The sequence below is a fragment of the Actinoplanes sp. L3-i22 genome (genome assembly GCF_019704555.1).
Classification (GTDB): Bacteria; Actinomycetota; Actinomycetes; order Mycobacteriales; family Micromonosporaceae; genus Actinoplanes.
Window position 1 is genome coordinate 7,224,992 of the sequence record NZ_AP024745.1, and the last position, 20,625, is coordinate 7,245,616.

The 20,625-nt window shown below is 71.2% G+C and carries 15 protein-coding genes and 2 pseudogenes; 4 read left to right on the top strand and 13 right to left on the bottom strand.

Annotated features, from left to right (window positions below; all coding sequences use genetic code 11):
* Positions 1–58: 58 nt before the first annotated feature.
* The 3 genes from L3i22_RS32530 to L3i22_RS32540 form a co-directional block, all read right to left on the bottom strand.
* Positions 59–1,195: a hypothetical protein gene (locus L3i22_RS32530; RefSeq protein WP_221321309.1), complete on the bottom strand. Its 1,137-nt coding sequence runs from the start codon at positions 1,193–1,195 to the stop codon at positions 59–61.
* Between the two features lie 77 nt (positions 1,196–1,272).
* Positions 1,273–1,848, bottom strand: a complete 576-nt coding sequence (locus L3i22_RS32535) for a GNAT family N-acetyltransferase (protein WP_221321310.1) — start codon at positions 1,846–1,848, stop codon at positions 1,273–1,275.
* 50 nt (positions 1,849–1,898) lie between these two features.
* Entirely contained in the window at positions 1,899–2,468 is a 570-nt protein-coding gene (locus L3i22_RS32540) for a TetR/AcrR family transcriptional regulator (RefSeq protein ID WP_221321311.1), read from the bottom strand.
* Between the two features lie 97 nt (positions 2,469–2,565).
* Here L3i22_RS32540 and L3i22_RS32545 point away from each other — a divergent pair, with 97 nt between their 5' ends.
* Positions 2,566–3,447, top strand: coding sequence for a chlorophyllase (locus L3i22_RS32545; RefSeq protein WP_221321312.1), 882 nt, complete (start codon positions 2,566–2,568; stop codon positions 3,445–3,447).
* Here the strand turns inward: L3i22_RS32545 and L3i22_RS32550 are convergent.
* The 4 genes from L3i22_RS32550 to L3i22_RS32565 form a co-directional block, all read right to left on the bottom strand.
* Positions 3,438–5,687: an ABC transporter permease gene (locus tag L3i22_RS32550; protein WP_221321313.1), complete on the bottom strand. Its 2,250-nt coding sequence runs from the start codon at positions 5,685–5,687 to the stop codon at positions 3,438–3,440. The genes L3i22_RS32545 and L3i22_RS32550 overlap by 10 nt on opposite strands.
* A 115-nt stretch (positions 5,688–5,802) precedes the next feature.
* Positions 5,803–6,480, bottom strand: coding sequence for an ABC transporter ATP-binding protein (locus tag L3i22_RS32555; RefSeq protein ID WP_221321314.1), 678 nt, complete (start codon positions 6,478–6,480; stop codon positions 5,803–5,805).
* Between the two features lie 130 nt (positions 6,481–6,610).
* Positions 6,611–7,135, bottom strand: a complete 525-nt coding sequence (locus L3i22_RS32560; RefSeq protein ID WP_221321315.1) for a PadR family transcriptional regulator — start codon at positions 7,133–7,135, stop codon at positions 6,611–6,613.
* 38 nt (positions 7,136–7,173) lie between these two features.
* Positions 7,174–7,380, bottom strand: a complete 207-nt coding sequence (locus L3i22_RS32565) for a hypothetical protein (RefSeq protein ID WP_221321316.1) — start codon at positions 7,378–7,380, stop codon at positions 7,174–7,176.
* A gap of 179 nt (positions 7,381–7,559) precedes the next feature.
* Between L3i22_RS32565 and L3i22_RS32570 the strand changes: the two genes are divergently transcribed.
* Positions 7,560–8,861, top strand: a complete 1,302-nt coding sequence (locus L3i22_RS32570; RefSeq protein WP_221321317.1) for an aromatic acid exporter family protein — start codon at positions 7,560–7,562, stop codon at positions 8,859–8,861.
* Between the two features lie 213 nt (positions 8,862–9,074).
* A pseudogene (locus tag L3i22_RS32575) lies at positions 9,075–10,049 on the top strand (RNA polymerase sigma factor); the annotation flags it as partial.
* A 33-nt stretch (positions 10,050–10,082) separates the two neighbouring features.
* Here the strand turns inward: L3i22_RS32575 and L3i22_RS32580 are convergent.
* The 5 genes and pseudogenes from L3i22_RS32580 to L3i22_RS32600 form a co-directional block, all read right to left on the bottom strand.
* Complete coding sequence (locus L3i22_RS32580; protein WP_221321318.1) at positions 10,083–10,478, bottom strand: hypothetical protein; 396 nt, start codon at positions 10,476–10,478, stop codon at positions 10,083–10,085.
* Positions 10,478–11,338 (bottom strand): annotated as a pseudogene (gene purU / locus L3i22_RS32585) (formyltetrahydrofolate deformylase); the annotation flags it as partial. The gene L3i22_RS32580 and the pseudogene purU, both read right to left, overlap by 1 nt.
* 422 nt (positions 11,339–11,760) lie before the next feature.
* Positions 11,761–12,615, bottom strand: a complete 855-nt coding sequence (locus tag L3i22_RS32590) for a methylenetetrahydrofolate reductase (protein ID WP_221321319.1) — start codon at positions 12,613–12,615, stop codon at positions 11,761–11,763.
* 299 nt (positions 12,616–12,914) lie between these two features.
* Complete coding sequence (locus tag L3i22_RS32595) at positions 12,915–14,237, bottom strand: aminomethyl transferase family protein (RefSeq protein ID WP_221321320.1); 1,323 nt, start codon at positions 14,235–14,237, stop codon at positions 12,915–12,917.
* A gap of 367 nt (positions 14,238–14,604) precedes the next feature.
* Positions 14,605–15,534, bottom strand: a complete 930-nt coding sequence (locus L3i22_RS32600; protein ID WP_255657343.1) for a LacI family DNA-binding transcriptional regulator — start codon at positions 15,532–15,534, stop codon at positions 14,605–14,607.
* A 179-nt stretch (positions 15,535–15,713) separates the two neighbouring features.
* On the opposite strand from L3i22_RS32600, the gene L3i22_RS32605 reads away from it, so the two are divergent.
* Positions 15,714–18,467 (top strand): M14 family zinc carboxypeptidase, encoded by a 2,754-nt coding sequence (locus L3i22_RS32605; protein WP_221321322.1) that lies wholly within the window; start codon positions 15,714–15,716, stop codon positions 18,465–18,467.
* Positions 18,468–19,195: 728 nt separating this feature from the next.
* Here the strand turns inward: L3i22_RS32605 and L3i22_RS32610 are convergent.
* Entirely contained in the window at positions 19,196–20,602 is a 1,407-nt protein-coding gene (locus L3i22_RS32610) for a PQQ-like beta-propeller repeat protein (RefSeq protein WP_221321323.1), read from the bottom strand.
* Positions 20,603–20,625 lie beyond the last annotated feature (23 nt).

Sequence of the window (20,625 nt, forward strand, 5' to 3'; positions counted from 1 at the left end):
AATCGTCACGCAACCCGCGCCTGCCGCGCCACCGAATACCGCGGCGCCGAACCCCGGGTCAGGCCTCGAACCGGGTCCGGCGGCGGCGGGCCAGCATCAGCCCGAGCAGACCGAGCGCGACGACCAGGGCGCCGCCACCGGCGAGCAGGCCGGTCCGCGGGCCGGTGATCGGCAGGGTCGGACCGCCGCTCGCGCTCGGGCCGGCACTGACGCTGGGCTGGATCACGTGCACCCGGACGCCCTGGAAGCTCCGGCCGAACTGCTTGACGGCGCCCTCGGTGACCGGCGCCGCGGCCGGCGTCAGCTCCAGGACCGGGCCGGTGCCAGGGTGGGTCTCGGGGGTGGTCTCGCGCAGCTGCAGGGACTTGTCGTACTTCACGGTGCCGGCGGTCAGCCAGAGCCAGCTGACGACGGTCCGGAAGGTCGCGCCGTCGTCACCGGCGTCGGCGAGCACCTGGGCCGGCATGTCCGCCTTGACGGTCGCGCCCGGCTTCAGGTCGATGTCGAAGTGGCAGAGCACCAGGCCGCTCGTGTACGGCGGGGTGTCGGAGTACGTGCAGTTCGAGAAGCGCTCGGGGAACGTGACGGCCGAGTCGAAGCTGTTCACGACCTCGGGCTCGGCGGCCAGCACCAGCCCGTGCACGGTGGAGCCGGAGGTGTTGGTGATCGCCAGGTGCACGTCGAACCTGTCGCCCGGGTGCAGGGTGACCTCCGGCTGCGTGCCGCCCTTGAGGCCGATCCCCTCGGCCACCTCGAACGTGGTGCCGGCCGTCACCGGCGCCACGCCGTCGGCCGTGAACGTCGCCCGCACCGCGCCGCCGGGACCGGCCTTGGCGTTCTGGTCCGCGGCCACCTCGAGGACGACCGTGTTGGTGCCGATCCGCAGCGAGACGCCGGTGCAGGTCACCGTCGTCGCCGAGGTGTTCGTGCACTGGATCGGCGCGAAGTTCGGGCTACCGCTGACCTTGACGCCCGCGGCCAGGCCGCTCGCCTCGAAGGTCATCGTCGGATTGACGTAGGTTCCCGCGTCAGCGTCGATCTTGGCGAAAATCTTCGCCGTGGCTCCCTGGCCGACGACGGTCCCGGCCATGGTGAGCACCGGAGCGGCGGCGTGCGCGGGGGCGGCCAGGCCGAGGGTGGCGACGGCGGCCGCGGCCAGCGTGGCCAGCAGGCGCCGGACCGAACGGGATGGCATGAAAATTTCCTCCACGACAGGGATCGACAACGAGCGCCCACCGTAGATCACCCGTGATTCAGCCCGCGACCCCGTGGCTACGGCGGCAGGTAGGCGGCCGCGAGCGGCACCCGGACCGTCCAGCCCAGCCGTTGATAGAGCGCGCGCCCGTCATCGGTGGCGACCAGGACCCCGGCCGCCACGCCGGACGCGAGGGCATGGTTCGCGAGCGTCCGCATGACGACGCTGCCCAGCCCCCGCCGCCGGTGCCCGGCCACGGTCTCCACCCGGTCGACGATCCCGAACCCGCCGGCCAGCGCCAGCGTGGCCGACGCCGCCACCTGCCCTCCGTCGTCCAGGACCACCGCCGTCACCCGCTCGCCGGAGCCGTCCAGCCGGGCCGTATAGGGCGCGGGCGGCGTCACCTCCGGCGCCGGCCGCAACGTCGTGGTCATCACGTGCAGCGTCTCGGCCGGCTTCCATCCGGCCGGCAGGGCGGCGTGCAGCCGGTCCGCGTCCCCGACGGCCTTGATCCAGGTCCCGGGCGTGGCCTGCTCCCGCCCGAGCCGGGCCAGCAGGTCCGGACCCGGCTCGTCCAGCACGTACCGCCGCCGGTGCCAGGGCAGACCCACCTCGATCAGCCACCCGCCCTCCACCTCAGCGGGGGCCGGCACGCCCCGCGAGATCGCCCACCCGTGGACCCACGCGCGCAAGGTCGCCGGCCTCACTCCGGGCTCCGGCGCAGCCCGGCAACCAGAAGATCAACCATTCGGCGTACGTCGTAACGCGGTTTCCCCCCACCCGCGCAGAGGCTCCCCACCCCGCGCATCAACTCGTAGGGATCCTGCCCCGCCACGATCTCCCCCGCGTCCGCAGCCGCGTCGAGCAACCCCGCGCAGACCGGTTCGAGGCGTTCCAGGAAGTACGCGTGCAGCGGGTCGTAGCAGGGATCCTCCGACTGCAGGACCCGGGCCAGCCCCTGCTTGGTCACCACGAAGTCGACGAACAGGTCGATCCACGCCCGCAGCGCGGCATAGGGCCCGGCCGCCGACGCCGACAGCGCCGGCCCGGCCCCGGCCAGGTGCTCCACCTGGTGCCGGTAGACCGCCACGATCAGGTCCGCCCGGGTCGGGAAGTGCCGGTAGATCGTCGCCGTCCCCACGCCGGCCCGCACCGCGATGTCCCGGATCGGCACCTCCACGCCCGCGTCCACGAACACCGCCGCGGCCGCGTCGAGCAGCGCCTGCTCGTTGCGGCGCGCGTCCGCCCGCCGCGGTCGTTCCCCCTCGCCCATCAGCTCGGACTCCCGTCGTTGCTAAACGGGACAACGTCCCGTATACCTAATCGGGACAGCGTCCCGTTTCGAGGGATGCTACCGGAAGGACTGCGCCATGCCCCCGATCGTCTCGGTGAAACCGATCCTGCTGCCCGCGCCCGGCCGCGGCGCCGACCTGCCCGTGAAGGTCACCGCCCCGGTCACCGGCGAGGGCCTGCCGATCGTCGTGTTCTCGCACGGCCACGGGTCCTCGCTGGAGGGCTACGGCCCGCTCACCGACCACTGGGCCGCCCACGGATTCGCCGTCGTCCAGCCCACCCACCTGGACTCCCGCACGGTCGGGCTGGCCCCGGACGACCCGCGGATCCCCGGCCTGTGGCGGACCCGGGTCGAGGACCTGCGGCTGATCCTGGACTCGCTCGACGTGCTGGCGGCGGCGGTGCCCGGGCTCGGCGGGCGGCTCGACCACGCGCGGATCGCGGTGGCCGGGCACTCGTTCGGCGGGCAGACCGCCGGGAACCTGCTCGGCCTGCGCGTGGTCGACCCGGTCACCGGCGAGCGGACCGACTACGCCGATCCGCGGGTCACCGCGGGCGTGCTGCTGGCGACGGCCGGCACCGGCGGGGCCGACCTGACGCCGTACGCGGCCGAGCACTTCCCGTTCATGAACCCGGACTTCACCCGGATGCACAAGCCCGCCCTGGTCGTCATGGGCGACCGGGACGACCTGCCGCTGACCGTCCGCGGACCGGAGTGGACCGCCGACCCGTACCACCTGAGCCCCGGGCCGAAGAGCCTGCTCACGCTCTTCGGCGCGGAGCACTCGCTGGGCGGGATCGCCGGCTACGAGGCGGCCGAGACCACCGACGAGAACCCGGCGCGGGTGGCGCTGCTACGGCGGCTGACCACGGCGTACCTCCGCAATGCCGTTGATCTTGATCGTGGCCCCTGGGAAGAGCCGGTCGGCGCGCTGGGCCGCCTGGAGTCTCACTCGTAACGCAGCTCCTCGGTCCGGGTGACCCGGCGGATCGCCGGCAGCAGCACGACCACCGTGGTCACCAGCACCAGCGCGCCGCCGGCCGCCACCGGTCCGAGCACCGCCGACGCCCGGATCAGCACCGGCACCTGCGACATCCGCATCAGCAGCACGCCGAGGTAGGTGCCGGTGGCGACGGCCAGGGCCAGCCCGGTCAGCACCGGCACGACCGCCTGCAGCAGCACCGACCAGAGCACCGTGGACCGGCGGGCGCCGACCGCGCTCAGCACACCGAGCAGCCGGCGTCGCTCGTGCAGCCGGTCGGCGACGTCCAGCAGCAGGCCGGCGCCCATCATCAGCAGGATCAGCGCCGAACCGAGGTCCAGGGCGGTCCGCAGCGGCGCGAACTTGTCGGCCTCCGGGGCGAACGCGGTGAACATGGCGAGCGGGTCGACCTCGGCGGCGACCCCGCGCAGCCGCGGGGCCACGGTCGCCGGGGTGACCGTGGTGAACATCCGCGTCTCGACGAACCACGGCTCGATCCCGGCCAGGGTCGCGGGCGCGGCGCGCGGTGTCATCAGCACGGTCGGGCCGGTGTACGCCGCGTCCGACCCGATCAACCGGATGCGCCGGGCGGTGGCGGGGACCGGCACCTTCGTACCGTCGGTGCCGTCCAGGACGACCGCGCGGCCGACGTCCGCGGTGGTGAAGACGTCACCGTCGGCGCACGCACCGGTCGCCGCGATCTGGGCCAGCGCGGCGCAGTCGCCGACGATCAGATAGCCGTAGTAGCTCCCGGCGCCGTCCGGGGCCAGCGCGTACTTGGTGACGGTGCCGGCCCGTACCCCGGCGATCCGTTCGAACTGGGCCGTGCGCCGGCGCATCGCGTCGGCACTCTGCCGGCCCGGCGCCTGCAGCAGGAACGCCGGGTCGGCGGCGTCGTCGGGGGTGGCCCGGCGCACCGCCGCCGCGGCGAAGAAGCTGTGCAGCGCGATCGCCCCGGCGACCGCGACGACGATGCCGGTGACCGCCCGGGTCGAGCCGGTCGGATTGCGGCGCAGCTGCTGGGACGCGAGCTGCCAGGACGCCGGCCCGGCGGGCAGCGCCCGGGCCACCAGCGGCACCAGGTACGGCAACAGCGGGATCATGGCGACGACCAGGACCACCACGCCGAGGCCGGTCCGGTCCTCGCTGATCCCGGGGCCGCCGCGGATGGCCGGGTAGAGCAGCGCGAGGCTGGCCGCGAGCGGGATCAGCCGCCACCACAGCCGGCCACGCCAGACCGCCGAGCGGCGCAGCACGCCCAGCGGCTCGACCGTCACCCCGCGGAAACCGAGCAGCGCCGTCCCGGCCGACAGCGCCACCACGGCGGCGACGACGAGCGCGGCCAGGATCGGCACCGGGCGTACGTCGGCCGGGTAGACGCTCACGTCGAACAGTTGCAGGCGCGCGGCGAACCCGCGCACGACCAGGTACAACGCCGTACCGAGAAGAAGCCCGCAGGCGGCCGGGACCAGGCTCTCGCCGAGCGCGATGCGCAGTATCGCCCGGCGGTCCGCGCCGATCAGCCGGATCGCGGCCAGCCGCCGGTCCCGGACGTCCGCGCCGAACCGCAGCGCGGCGCCGATGAAGATCGCCACCGGCAGCAGCAGGGTCGCCAGCAGCGCCACGACCAGGACGTAGGTGCTGGTCGACGGGCCGTCCTCGATCACCACGAGCCCGAACCCGGCCACCCGCCAGGTGGTGCCGCCGACCAGCTCCTGAGCCCGCCGATACCCGGCGTAGTAGGCGAACTCCTTCGGCCCGGCCAGCCCCGCCGGCCCGATCTCGCCGATCACCCGGTAGGGCATCTGCCGGCGCAGGGCGTCGCCGTCCGGCCCGGCCAGCGCCGCCCGCAGGGCGGGCGACACATACATTTCCTGATCCGCGGGGAAGGCGGGCACACCGGGCGGCAGGGGCGCGTCCGGCGAGTCCGGCCACAACAACCTTCCGCGTACGGGGTCAGCCCCGGCCTGCGAGTCCACCGCGCCGATCGCCACCGTCCGCCCGACCGGCACCTCCTGCCCGCCGGTGCTGTCCGAGCGGGCGTCGACGCGCGCCTGGCGGGCGTCGAGCAGCACCGGCACGGACGCGCCGAGCAGCAGCGCGAGCGCCCCGATCGCGACCCCGATCGTCGCCATCGCCGTCCGGAGCCACCCGCGCCGCCCACCGGCGAACGCCAGCCGAACCCCGAGCCCCAGCTCGGCGAGGATCCGGCTCATCGCCGACCCACCCGAACCGCGACACGGACCCCGAGCGCCAGCTCGGCAAGCACCCGGCTCATCGGATACCCGCCCGCACCGCGGACCCCGACGGCCGGCCCGACAAACACCCGGCTCATCGGATGCCCGCCCGGACCGCGGTGCGGCCGTCGCGGACCACGACGCCGCGATCGGCGTATGCCGCGACCCGCGCATCGTGCGTGACCAGCACGACCGCCGCGCCGGCCGCCCGCGCCGCGCCGGTCAGCAGGTCCATCACCTGTTCCCCGGCGACCGAGTCGAGCGCACCGGTCGGCTCGTCCGCGAAGATCACCTTCGGGTCGGTGACCAGCGCCCGCGCCACCGCCGTCCGCTGCTGCTGCCCGCCGGACAGCTCGGTGGGCCGGGCGCCCGCCTTGTCGGCCAGCCCCAGCCGATCCATCAGCCCCGCCGCGCGACGCTCGGCCGCCCGCCGCGGCACCCCGTCCAGGCGCAGCGGCAGCGCCACGTTCTGCAGCGCGGTCAGCTCCGGCACCAGCTGCCCGAACTGGAACACGAACCCGAACTCGCGCCGCCGCAGCGCACTGCGCCGCCGGTCCCCGAGCCCGGCGAGCTCCTGCCCGGCATACGTCACCAGCCCCGCGTCGGGAGCGGTCAGCCCCGCCGCGCAGTGCAGCAGCGTCGACTTACCGGAACCGGACGGCCCCATCACCGACACGATCTCCCCGGCGTGCACCGCCAGATCCGCCCCGGCCAGGGCGGTCGTCGCCCCGTACACCTTGTGCAGTTGCTCAGCCACCAGCAGCGCACTCACCGCCGCACCTCCCCGGCCACCGGCAGCACACTCGCCACCGGACCTCCCCGGCCACCAGCAGCGCCCACGGCCGCGCCTCCTCGCCCACCAGCACCGCTCACCGCCGGACCTACTCGGCCACCAGAAGCACTCACCGCCGCACCTCCTCGGCCAGCTCGTCGAGAACCGTCGCCGTGTGCTCCAGCCAGCGCAGATCGGCCTCCAGGTGGAACAGCGCGTGGTCACAGATCAGCCGGTCGGCCAGATCCCCGCCACGCTTGCGCCGGGTCAGCTCCCGCATCGCGACCAGATGCTCCTCCCGCTGCACGTCCAGCACGTCAGCGGCGGGCCGCCCGGTCAGCAGCGCACCGATCACCTTGGCGTAGAGGGCGCTCTGCAGATACTGATCGGGCTTCTCCGGCTCATCGAGCCACCGCTGCACATCGGTCACCCCACTCGCGGTGATCGTGTACCGCTTCCGGTCCGGCCCGCCCTCCCCCTCGGCCCCGTCCACACTGACCAGTCCGTTCTTGAGCAGCTTCGCCAGCGTCGTGTAGACCTGCCCGTAGTGCAGCGGCCGCTCCCGGCCGAAGTGCTGGTCATAGGCCCGCTTCAGGTCATAGCCGTGCTGCGGCCGCCCCTCCAGCAGTGCCAGAAACGCCGTCCCGATCGTCATGGCGCGCCACTATACACACAGGTGAATAGCGCCAGCCCTCACTCGCCCGGCCTGGTCGCCCACCCGATCGCCCGCTCGACCAGACCCCAGGCCAGGAACCCGGCCACCGCCAGCCCCGTCAGCACATACCACCTCCCGAGCACCCCGAAATCCCCCGACCGCCCCATCGTGTGCAACACGCTGACCAGCACCAACGGCGCACAAGAAACCCCGATCACCACCCGCCGGACCCACATCTTCGCCATGCCGAAAAGTCTGGCAGCGAAACCCGATCGACGAATCTGGCTGAAGTCATATCCGCGCCTATAACTATCGGTATAGAACGGCGCGACGCCCGTCACACTTCCCCCATTTCGCCCATATACCCCCGCCCCGGGGATAGCGTGGAAAACGGAAACGCCCGTACAGAAAGAAAGCTGTTCCGTTGCCCCGTTCGCTCGCCGTCGTCGCCCTCAGCCTCCTCCTCTGCGCGATCACCGCAGCCCTGCTCCGCCGCACCGTCCGCCCCGCCGTCGAGTCCGCGACCCGCGCCGTCTACACCCGGATCAGGCCATTCATCCCGGCCCGGATCCGGCGCCTGGCCAGCCGTTGCCGGAACCGCGTCGACCCCGAGGTCGCCCGCTCGGCGGTCGTCACCTCGGCCGCCGCCGGCATCGCCTGGTCCGCGGCGAGCACGCTGCACCTGGCCGGCCCGGTCGTCGCGGCGATCTCGGCCACGCTGTCGGTGCAGCTCAGTTCGCACGCCTCGCTGCGCGAGGGCACCCAGCGCCTGGTCGGCACCCTGGCCGGCCTCGCGCTGACCGTGGCCGTCTGGGGAACGTTCGGCCTGACCCCGCTCTCGATCGCGGTGATCACCGGGTGCGGGCTGCTCGCCGGCCGCCTGCTGCGCCTGGGCGACAGCTCGGTCACCGTCCCGGCGACGTCGCTGGGCATCCTGGTCGCCGGCAGCGCCGTCACCGAGTCGTTCGTCTGGCAGCGCGTCGCCGCCACCGCCCTCGGCATCCTGGTCGGCGTGATCCTGTCACCGCTGGTCGGCGGCGCGACCCCGCTGGAACGGGCCCGCCGCGAGCTCGCCGATATGTCCACCGGGATCGCCCTTCTGCTCGGCCATCTGGGCGCCGGGGTCCGCGACGGCTACACCCGCGACCAGGCCGCCGAGTGGCTGGCCCGTTCCCGGGAGCTGAGCGAGGAGCTCGACGACGCGGTCACCGCGGTCGACGACCTGCTCCGCCAGGCCCGCTGGTCGCTGACCACCCCGGTGACCCGGGTCGCGCCGCTGCGGCAGACGCTGCGCGCGCTCGAACACGGCGTCCACCAGGTCAATTCGGTCGCGCGCTCGATGTTCGACGCGACCGCCACCCCGCACGCGCCGGGCGTGCCGGAGCAGATCGGCCAGGTCCTGACCGCGGCATCGGAGGCGTTCGCGGCCCACGCCGACCTCACCCAGGACACCGAAAAACTTCACCACCTTTTGGAAAACCTTCGCGACGTACGGCGTCAGACCCTGCGCAAGGTCCGCACCGAGGTCGACGACACGGGCGTCCTGGTGCTCACCGGTTCGATCATCACCGACATCGACCGGATGGCCGGAACGCTCGAACGCTCCGCCCCGGCCCTGACCGTCGGCGTCCGCGAACCGGGTCCCGGCATCCCGGCCGTCTCGGAGGTGCTGCCGGCCGTCAAGCTCATCTGGGAGAAGGCACTGACCACGAAGTCCGGCCGCTGAATCAGCGTTTTTGCCGCCCGGCCTCTTCCGCCACGCAAATGTGAATCTTGGTAGCACGGGAATATGCGGCGCGCATGGGTATAATGAGAATCGCTCCATGCATACCCCCGACGAGCCAGAGGGCCTCTCCGCAGCGCTTCTCCTCCGGCTGCGATGCCTCCGTAACCAGCCGGAGTTGATCCCGTGACTGCAACGATCGACCGCGCCCGCCCGGCTGAGGACTCCGACGACGACCAGCAGGAACCCTCGCCCGTCACGCAGGCCTATGTGGACGTCGACACCGTCAAGGCCTATCTGCGCGAGATCGGCCGGGTCCCCCTGCTCACCGCCGAGCAGGAGGTGGCGATCGCCAAGCGCATCGAGGCCGGGCTGTATGCGACCGAGCTGCTGCGCGCCCATGACGAGTCCGAGCAGAAAGTGGCCGCCGACCGCCTGCGGGACCTGCGATTCATCGCCCGTGACGGGGAGCGCGCGAAAAGCCATCTGCTGGAGGCGAACCTGCGTCTGGTCGTCAGCATCGCGAAACGCTACAGCGGCCGGAGCATGCCGTTTCTCGACCTGATCCAGGAGGGAAATGTCGGCCTGATCCGCGCGGCCGAGAAATTCGATTACACCAAGGGCTTCAAATTCTCCACCTATGCGACATGGTGGATCCGGCAGGCCATTTCCCGCGCGATGGCCGACCAGGGCCGCACGATCCGCATCCCGGTGCACATGGTCGAGCTGATCAACAAGCTGGTCCGCGTCCAGCGGGAGATGCTGCACCAGCTGGGCCGCGAGGCCACCCCGGTCGAGCTGGGCCAGGAGATGGACCTCCCGCCGGAGAAGGTGCTCGAGATCCAGCAGTACGCCCGCGAGCCGATCTCGCTCGACCAGGGCGTCGGCTCGGAGGGCGACGCCCAGTTCGGCGACTTCATCGAGGACACCGACGCGGTCGTCGCGCTGGACGCGGTGAGCTTCGCCCTGCTGCGTGACCAGTTGGAGACGATCCTGGCCACGCTCACCGAGCGCGAGGCCGGCGTGGTCCGGCTCCGCTTCGGCCTGAGCGACGGCGTGCCGCGCACCCTGGACGAGATCGGCCAGGTCTACGGCGTCACCCGCGAGCGCATCCGCCAGATCGAGATGAAGACCATGTCAAAACTGCGCCACCCGGCCCGCTCCGGCACCCTGCGCGACTACCTGGTCTAAAGGCCAAGGACAAAACCCTTCCGCCGTACGGCGTCAGCCCCGCCACGCCGCCACGCCGCCACGCCGCCACGCCGCCACGCCGCCACGCCGCCACGCCGCCACGCCGCCACGCCGCCACGCCGCCACGCCGCCACGCCGCCACGCCGCCACGCCGCCACGCCGCCACGCCGCCACGCCGCCACGCCGCCACGCCGCCACGCCGCCACGCCGCCACGCCGCCACGCCGCCACGCCGCCACGCCGCCACGCCGCCACGCCGCCACGCCGCCACGCCGCCACGCCGCCACGCCGCCACGCCGCCACGCCGCCACGCCGCCACGCCGCCACGCCGCCACGCCGCCACGCCGCCACGCCGCCACGCCGCCACGCCGCCACGCCGCCACGCCGCCACGCCGCCACGCCGCCACGCCGCCACGCCGCCACGGATCATTATGAAAAAACGATCGTGTGGTTACCGTCGCGGATCACCCGATCCTGGCTGTGCCACAGAACCGCTCGCGAGAGCACGTCCCGCTCCACGTCAGCACCACGTCGTTGCAGCTCAGCGACGGTATGCGCATGACTGACCCGGACCACGTCCTGCTCGATGATTGGCCCCTCGTCCAGATCCACGGTGACGTAGTGCGCGGTAGCACCGACGAGTTTGACACCCCGAGCCTTGGCCTTGGCATATGGACCGGCACCGATAAAAGCGGGCAGAAAGCTGTGATGGATATTGATGATCGGAACACCGACACGCTCGATGAAGTCGCCGGAAAGAATCTGCATGTACCGGGCGAGAACCACGAAGTCGACGTTCCCAGCAAGCAGCCGCAGATGCTCGGCCTCGGCGGCGGATTTATCCGGCCCCGCGGACGGCACATGAAAGAACGGAATACCGAAAGACCGAACCTCGTCAGCCGTGTCCGGATGGTTGGAAATTACCATCGCAACGCTGATCGGCAGCTCACCGCGACGGTGCCGCCAGAGCAGGTCCACCAGGCAGTGGTCGGCCTTGGAGGCGAAAATTGCCACCCGCTTCCGAGCCCCGGAGTCACGTAGCGTGAATTCGAGCTCCAAACCCTGCTCCAGCAGGTCCTTCTCGATCCTCGGCAGAACAGCTTTGAGCCCGTCGCAAGTGAAGACCGTGCGCTGAAAGAAAGCTCCGCCATGCGGATTGTCCGAGTACTGATCCAACGAAACGATGTTCGCCCCGCGCCGGGCGAGCACCGCGCTGACCGCCGCGACGATCCCAGTGCGGTCGCGGCCGTGCACGATCAGGACAGCCTGTTCCGCAGTGACCGGAGCGGGACCGACGAACCTGGCGCTACCGGCGGCGCCAACGGCCCCGGCGACGTCGGCGGCGTCGGCGGACCCCGCGCTGCCGGCTGACCCGGCGGTATCTGCGGACCCTGCAATACCTGCGGTGCCTACGGCGGCGGACCCCGCGGTGCCGTCAGACCCAGCGATACCTGCGGTGTCGGCGGACCCGGCGATACCTGCGGACCCAGGGATACTCGCAGTGCCAGCGGCAGACCCGGCGGCACCGACGGACCCGGCGACACTCGCAGTGCCGGCAGCAGACCCGGCGGCACCGACGGACCCGGCGACACTCGCAGTGCCCACGGCAGACCCGGCGGCGTCGGCGGATCCCGCGGTGCCGATGGACCCGGCGGAGCCAGCGGTGTCGGTGGGGCCGGTGGGGCCGGTGGGCTGGCTGGTGAGCGTCAACGTCAGCTCGCTTTCCGGAAGTCGTGGATCCAGTCCGAGGTCGCGCGCAGCCCACCGAAGGTGTAGAAGTGCAGCTTGACCTGGCCATGGACGTCGGGGTGGTAGTCGGTCGCCAGCGCGCGAAGGAATTTTTCGGGGCCGGCGGTGCCCATCAGGTTGGTAAGTGACAGGCCGTACTTCTTGGCGATCGACGCGCTGGTGCCGACACCGAATCGCGCCGCGTAGCGCATCAGGCGCCGGACTCCGGCCGGCCCGGGGACGCCGACCCGCACCGGCAGGTCGATGCCCAGCTCACGGACGCGGGCGATCCAGTCCAGCACCGGATCGACGTCGAAACCGAACTGGGTGATGATCTCCCCAGCCAGCCCGTGCGCCTGCAATGCGGTGGATTTTTCCTTCAAAGCCGACCACAGCGCGGAATCCGCGATGTCAGGGTGGCCTTCCGGGTAACCGGCGACGCTGACCCGCCGTACGGCGAAATCTTCCAACAACCCGGACTCGATCAGCGAGAGCGCGTCGGGAAATGGGCCGTGGGGTTCGGCGGGGTCGCCGCCGACGGCGAAAATTTCCTTCTGGGTGCCGTCCGCGCTCAGCGCGGCGAGAAATTCCTTCAGGTCTTCGCAGGAGGTCAGACGGCGGGCGGAGACGTGCGGTACCGGCACGAAGCCCTGTTCGCGGACCGTGCGGGCGGCGGCCCGGCGCATCGGCAGATCCTCGTTGCCGAGGAAGGTGACGTTGATCCTGGTACCGGGTGGGATGGCGCCGCGGGCGTCGATGACCTCGGCGGCGTCCTTGCCGGTCATCTCCAGGGAGAAGTCGCGCAGCAGCAGGGCCGGGCGCGTGATCGCTGTTGTCATTCCGCTCCTCAGAGGAGGGCTGCTCAGGGGTTGTTCTGGTCATCCGGGCCGTCGCGCAAGCCACGTCGACCGCGAGCTGTGGCCGTCCTCGCGGGGTGGCGGCGCGAGCTCGCCACCGAGAACTGACCGGAAACGCATATGGGCAAGCCAATCAGGAAGGCAGTCCGTCGAATCGCAGGGAGCAGGCGGGCCCGAGCCGGATGGACGGGGCTGGATGAACCGGTCGGACAGGCGCGGCCGGACAGGCGCGGGCAGATCGGCGCGGGCAGATCGGCGCGGGCAGATCGGCGCGGGTGGGGTCAATCCTGGCGGTAGCGGGTGCGGGCGTGCTCGTTGTAAGGGGCGGGCTGGACCGTGGCTCGGATGCGTGGGAACTCGGGGCTGCTGCCGTCGCCCGGATGCTCGCCCCAGACCACCTCCACCTGCGTGCCGGGAGTTGCGAACTCCGGGCTGACCAGCGATAGTGCCAGGACGGATCGGTACGGGTCGAGGGTGGCGAGGTGGTAGGTCGTGCCGGCCAGGCCGTGGTTCGTCTCGATCCGGTGCCGGGAGTAGCTGAGGACGAAGCCGGGGTCGTCGCCGAGCACCCGGCGGACGTCGTCGTTGTCGAGCACGAGGGTCACCTTCTGCCACCGCACGTTGTCGCGGGCCTTCAGTAGGGCGTCACGGCCGATGAAGTCGTGACCGAGATGGATCAGGCGGCCGTAGCCCAGTTCGTACGGAGTGACGTAGTAGTCCTCGATGTCGGCGGAGTGGAAACTTCCGTGCAGCGGCCGCTGTCCCTCGATGCCGAACAACGGGACCCACCGCCGGTAATCCTCGAGCGCCGGATCGGTGTAGATGCCCGGGGTCGGCGACGGGATCCAGCCGGACTCGACCGACGCGGTGGTGTAGGCGAGCGCGCCGACCCGGATCACGCCGAGCGGCTCACCGGCCGTGAGCAGCGATTCCAGGACGAAGTCGCCGTCGGCCCAGTCGCCGATGAACTCGTATCCAGCCTGGCCGGCCATCCCGTGCCGGAGTGCCTTGAAGGTCCGCCCGCCGAGTGCGACCGGTGTCCAGTGGAAAAATTTCGTCGGCTGGAGCGGACCGTCGAAGACGCTTTCCACCAACTGTTGGGCGAGCGGACCCTGCACCTGGTAGCGGAAGAGCCCGGGGTCCGCGTGGTCCCGGCGATAGGCCGACGACGGGTCGGTGGTGAAGCTGACGTCGTATCCGCCCTGCTCACCGTGGTACTGGACCCAGTGCTGCGAGGCCGGGATGCCGGAGAGCAGGTAACGCTGTTCGGCTTCGCGAGCCAGGATGCCGTCGGTGACGATGAATCCGCGTTCGGTGACCGGGACGATCTGCTTGGCCTGGCCGATCGCGAACGTCTCGTAGTTGTTGGCGCTGACCGCGGCGAGAAGTTTCGTCGCGTCCGGGCCCTCGATGACCATGTCGTACATGTGGTGGGACAGGTTCGAGACGGCGACGCCCTCGTGCCAGGCGCGCTGTTCGGTGCGCCAGCCGGCGTACTCGCGATCGACGACCTCCGGGGTCCAGGGCACGGCGCCCGGTTTCCACAGCAACCGGACCGGTGAACCGGCCTTGTCGATGCCGTCCTGAAGGGTGGGTGCGGTCATTTGCTTCGCCTCCTGCGGTCCTGGCCTGCGCTACTGAATCGAGCTAGCGCTAAACCGATCTAGTTGCGAAAGCTACAGCCGTGTTACGAGACGACGCAAGACACGCCTCGGGCCCCCGACCGCACCTCTGCCGCAAGCAAAGCTTGTGCGCCACGTCGGCCCCAAAACGGCGCGCCCAAGGCGGGCGGGGCGAGGGCGAGGCGGGGCGGCGCGGCAGAGGGGCGCGGCGCGGGGCGCAGGAATGCGGCGCTGCGCGGGGCGGCGCGGAGGAATGCGGCGCAGGGCGGGGACGGCGCGAGGCGGGGACGGCGCGGGGCGGGGCGGCGCGGGGCGGGGCGGGGCGGCGCGGGGCGGGGTGTCGCTGGGGTCAGGCGGTCTGGCGGATCAGGACCTGGGCGGGGGCAGAGGACAGGCCGGCCGCGTCCAGGCCGAGGAGCTCGCGGGCCGCCACCCGGCCGTGGGCCTCGGCGTCGATGTGGATCGTGGTCAGGGCCGGCGTGAACAGCGCCCCGTACTCGTTGTCGTCGAAGCCGATGACCGCGCAGTCCCCCGGGACCCGCAGTCCGAGATCGGTCAGTGCGGTCACCGCCCGCAACGCCACGTCGTCGTCGTGGGCGGCGATCGCGGTCACCGCCGGCTCCTGCTCGCGGAACGCCCGCACGGCGTCCACCGCCGCCGGGCGGGAACGCGGGATCACCAGGCAGCGCAGCGCGGGCAGGCCCAGCCGACCGGCCGCCAGCTGCGAGAACTCGAGGCGGATCTCGCGCAGCGGCGCCTCGTCGGGCAGCGCCAGCGCGACCTCGGTGTGCCCCTGTTCCGCGAGGTAGCCGATCTGCAGCGCGGTGTGCGCGGCGAGCCCGTCACGCCAGCCGCCGCTGAGGTCCTCCAGCGCGTGACCGGTCCGGTACACCTCCCCGAACCGCAGGACCGCCCGCGGACTGATCGCGTCGAGCACCTGCTCGGCGGCCTCCGGAGCAGTCGGCCCGTGCCGCACCACCAGCACGTAGCCGTGCGCGGAGAGCTCCTGGTCGAGGCCGCGGAGGTAGCTCCGGGAGTAGTTGCCCTCGAGCCCGCTCTCGATGAACAGCACCACGATCCGGGACGATCCCTCGCGCAGCGCCCGCGCGATCCCGTGCGGTTTGTACCCGAGTTCCCGCACCACTCGCAGCACTTTTTCCCGAGTCGCCGCGGAGATCGTCTGGTTCGGGGTGTCATTGAGCACGAAGCTGACCGTCGCGCGCGAGACCCCGCTCGCCGCCGCAACGTCCTTCAGCGTCGCCCGTCGCCCCTCTGCCACGCCCTGACAGTACCGACCACCACACCGCGCGAGGTCGGCGCACCGGAAATCAGGCATGCCACACATTACCCATTTGTTTCCACCAATTCCCCATTAAGAACTTACGTTGACCTTGGCAAATGCAAGGCCATAGGCTGCGGGGAATTTGACACTATTTTCGGGAAGGGAACGAGCACACGATGCGGATTCCGATAGCAGGCGCCGCGGCGGTCCTGATGGCCGTCGCCCTGGCACCGGCTCCAGCGAGCGCCACACCCCCGGGCGCCTCCTGCAGCACCGATCCGTCCGCCCACCTGAGCACGGTGCCGAGCCCCGAGAGCGTCCTCGGGTTCCCGCTCGGCGCGGGCCAGCAGCGGGTGGTCACCAACGGCGAGATCCGCGACTATCTGGGCGCGGTCGACAAGGCGTCCGACCGGGTGATCACCGGCACGATGGGAACCAGCGTGCTCGGCCAGCCGCTGCAGTACGCCGTGGTATCCAGCAGCAAACAGGCCAAGAAAAGCACCTTGAAGGAAATCTCCGACGAGATCCGCGGCCTGCGGGATCCCCGCACCCTCAAGGCGGACCGGGCGCGCCGGATCGCGGAGGGCCGGCCGGCCATCGTCTGGATCGCCGGGAACGTGCACGGCGGCGAGACCAGTGGTGCCGACGCCTCGCTCAAGACCCTGTACGAGCTGGCCGCCGGCCTGTCCTGCGCGGTGCAGCAGCGCAACGACAACCTGATCACGGTCATCCTGCCGACCCAGAACCCGGACGGGCGCGACGCGCTCCGCCGGCAGAACGAGTTCGGTTTCGACCTGAACCGGGACTGGTTCGCCCGTACGCAAAAAGAAACCGACAGCAAGATCGCGCTGCTGCGGCAATTTCCGCCGCAGGTTTTCGTCGACGCTCACGAGATGGGCGGGCAACGGTACTTCTTCCCGCCGAACGCGGATCCGATCCACCACGAGATCGCCGACGCGCCGGTCGACTGGATCAACCGGATCGGCGCCGCGAACAAGGCGGCCTTCGGCTACAACGGCGCCTGCACCGCGACCGTCACCACCGAGTGCTACTTCAACTACGACACCTATGACCTGTTCTACATGGGTTACGGCGACACCGTTCCGGCGACCGGGTTCGGGGCGGCCGGCATGACCTACGAGAAGGGCAGCGCCTCCGCGGTCCAGGACCGGGTCCAACAGCAGTTCAACACCCAGTGGGCGACGCTGGGCTGGGCGGCCGCCAACAAGCGTGAGGTGCTGACCAGCTACTACAAGATCTGGACGGACGCGCTCGCTGAGGGCCGGGCCGGCGCGCTCGAGCCCAACCAGGTGGTCCAGCCGGAGAACACGGTGCAGTTCCCGGTCCCGGACATCAAGATCAAGTCCTACTTCCTGCTGCCGGGCCGCCAGCTCGGTGACGTCCGGCGGCTCGTCGAGCGGCTGCGTGGGATGGACGTCGAGGTCTACGAGGTCACCAAACCGGTCACGGTGCGTAACGCCCGGATCTTCGGCGGCCGCACCGGCACGAACGTCACGGTGCCGTCCGGCGCGTACTGGATCCCGATGGAGCAACCGCAGAAGCACTGGATCCAGGCGATCATGGGCGAGGACCCGTACGTGCCGTTCCCGTACTTCTACGACGTGTCGTCCTGGAGCAACCCCCTGCTCATGGGCATCGACACCATCTACACCGGCGACGACGTACGGCCCAGGTCCGCTCTGGTCAAGCACATCGAGGGCGGCCGTACGGGGATCGCGCCGCGCACCGGCTCCTACTCGTTCCCGCTCGACTCGGCCTCCGCCGCCCAGCTGACGTTCCAGCTGCTCGGCCAGGGTGTCCCGGCGGTCCGCGACGGCAACCTGGTCCGGGTGCCGGCCGCCAGTGTCACGCCGGCCGTCGACCGGCTCGCGCGGTCACTCGGCGTCACGTTGGAAATTTCCTTCAAACCCGCCCGAGGTACGGCGATCACCCGGCCCGACGTCGGATTGTTCCGCGGCACCGGAGTCGCCACCACGTCCGGCTCCTACGGCGAGGCGCGCTACGTGCTCGGCGAGCGGTGGGGCCTGAACCTGACGCCGATCACCACCGCCGACATCAACGACAACACGGCCGCGTTCACCGGCCGGACCGTCCTGATGGTGCCGGACGGCAGCAGCGCCACCGGCGGGCTCACCGCGGCCGGCCAGACCAACCTGCGGAACTGGATCGCGCAGGGCCACACCTACATCGGGCTCCGCAACGAGGGCACCCGGGTGGCCCGCGCGGCCGGGCTGACCTCCACCACCGAGAAGCCCAAGCCGGCGGACTACCTGGTGATCGGCTCGCATCTGCGGGTCGACGTGGACACCAGCAGCCCGGTCGCGGCGGGCCGGCCCGCCGAGGACTTCCAGTTCAACAACGGCGACCCGATCCTCAACCCCAGCACCACCGGCACGAACGTCGTCGCTTATCCGTCGGATGAAACTTTCTGGCACAACGGCTATACGGTGCACGAGGACGTTCTCAAGGGGACGTCGGTGGTGGTCGACGAGCCGACCGGAGCCGGACGGGCGGTGCTTTTCGCCTTCAATCCGCTGTTCCGGGCGTACAACGAAAACGGTCTGCAGCTGGTCGCGAACGCGCTGCTCTACCCGGCGGGCACGCCGTCGGCGCGGCGCTCGGCCAGTGCCGATCCGGCCCGCGCGACGGCCGCGGCCCAGCCGGTGGCGCCGAACCTCGGCGGCGAGTGGCGCCCGGACCGCATCCAGGTGCCGGCCGCCGACCTGGCCCGGGCGCAGGCCGTGGTCAGCCGGTACACGAACACCGCGACGGCCGCGGTTGTGGGCGACTCGGCGTATCTGACCATTCCGAACCCGGAGGGTCTGCAGTTCGACGAGCACCCGTTCCTGCGTGACCTGATCGCCGACCTGAAGGCGACCGGAATCCCGCTGCGGTCAATCGTCGGCTGACGTTTCCGCACCACCGCGCCGGACCTGGACGAAAGTTCCCTGCCGCGTCCAGGTCCGGCCGGAGGTTTCCGCCCCACCGACCGGGGCCCGGACGAATGTTTCTCCACCGCCGCTCCGGCCCCGGAAGGAAATTTCCACCCCCACCGACCCCGACCCCGACCCCGACGAAAACATCAAACCCCACCAGTCGAAAACTTTCACCCGGACCAATCCGGGCCCAGACAAAAACCTTTTGCCCGCAACCGACCCGGGCGCAGGCGGAAACTTCTAACTGCGACCACCTGGGTGGCAATCGCCGCACCATCGACCGCGCGCCGCTGCTGCGGCAGCGGCAGCGGCGTGGGCCACGGCGTGCCCGCCGGCCCAGGCCACAGCATGCCCGCCAGCGCGGACTACGCCGTGCCCATCGGCGGGGGCCACGGCATGCCCGCCAGCGCGGACTACGCCGTGCCCATCGGCGGGGGCCACGGCATGCCCGCCAGCGCAGGTCACGGCATGCCCGCCAGCGCAGGTCACGGCATGCCCGCCAGCGCAGGTCACGGCATGCCCGCCAGCGCAGGTCACGGCATGCCCGCCAGCGCAGGTCACGGCATGCCCGCCAGCGCAGGTCACGGCATGCCCGCCAGCGCAGGTCACGGCATGCCCGCCAGCGCAGGTCACGGCATGCCCGCCAGCGCAGGTCACGGCATGCCCGCCAGCGCAGGTCACGGCATGCCCGTCAGCGCGGACTACGCAGTGCCCATCGGCGCGGGCCATGGTGTGCCCGTCGGCGCGTCCCAGCGGCGCACGGTCGAGCCGTCCACGCTGAACAGTGTCGGTCTGCCATCGATCACGGCGGCGGCGATGCCGCGGATCTCGCGCCGATGCCCGACCAGCGGCGATCCGGCCGCCTCGCCGGTCTCCGCGTCGAAGCGCAGAATCTGCCGACCGGAACTGATCGCCAGATACGGTCGCCCGCCCACCTCGTAGGCGCATGCCCCGTCGAGACGCGGCATCGGAATGGGCACACCGATCGGGGTGCCGGCCGCCGCGTCGATCCGGCGCACCCGGTCATCCGTCGTCTGCACCGCGAGGCAGGTCCGGCCGCGAAGCTGGAAGGTGCTCAGGACGGCATGGACACCCTCGATCGGTTCCTGAACGACGCCGCGGCCCAGATCCAGTCGGAGCAACGACCGACCATTGCCGAGCGCCACCATTCGACGATCGCCGATCCGATAGGGATGGAGTCCGTATTTCTCGCTGCCCGGCACCCGAACAGCGAGCCCGATCTGCTTCCCGGTACGACCGTCGAGACAACCGATGTCCCCACCCGACGTCCGCACATATATTTCGTCGCCGCTGACCGCCACCGCCGCGACCCGGAATCTGATCCGAGCCGATTTCCACACGCCGTCCCGATGACGCCACCGCCGCAGCCCACGCCAATTCGCGATGGTCAGCACACCCGGCCCGGCCGGGTCACCGAACGGCACCGACCGACCCTGTCGGTGATACTCCGGAAACGACGCCACGGTCTCGCCGGTGCCCGGATCCAGGAACCGCGCGGCCCCACCCCAGGAGGACACCACCACAAACCCAGGAACAACATCGATTTGGTACGCGGAATCGCGCGCGAACGGCCGCGCGACGCCCCGCCAGCGCGGTTCGTAAGCGCCGCCTCCGAGCCCGGCGAACAGCTGAGCGACGGTCGGCTCGACCACCGGGAACAGCCGAGCCACCTCGTCGAGCGCGCCTCGGCTGTCGACCAGCGCCGCCCGCACCCCGTCCACCGCGGCGTCCAGTTCCGCCTCGGTCGCCCCGTGCCGTTCGATCGGCGCGCCGACCATTTCCCCGATCAATTCGACAATGGACTCACTCGTACCCCGGGAAGGGTTTGATGCGGCAATCCGCGCAAGAAATCGGATTGCCGGGCCCAAGGCCGCCACATATCCACCGTCCTGCCCGTACTCGGTGTAGAAATAGTCGGCGTCCGCGTAGAGCAGATCCTCGATCCGGCCGAGGCCACCGTGCCCGGCGGCCAGATCCCGGAGCACGCCGACCAGAATCGCTCCGGTCGCGCCGGCTTCCGACGACCCGGCGAGCAGTTCGTCCCACGGCACGTCCTCGACGCCGTCCAGCGGCCGTTCCCACCCCATGATCAAGAAGATAGCCGCAGGTC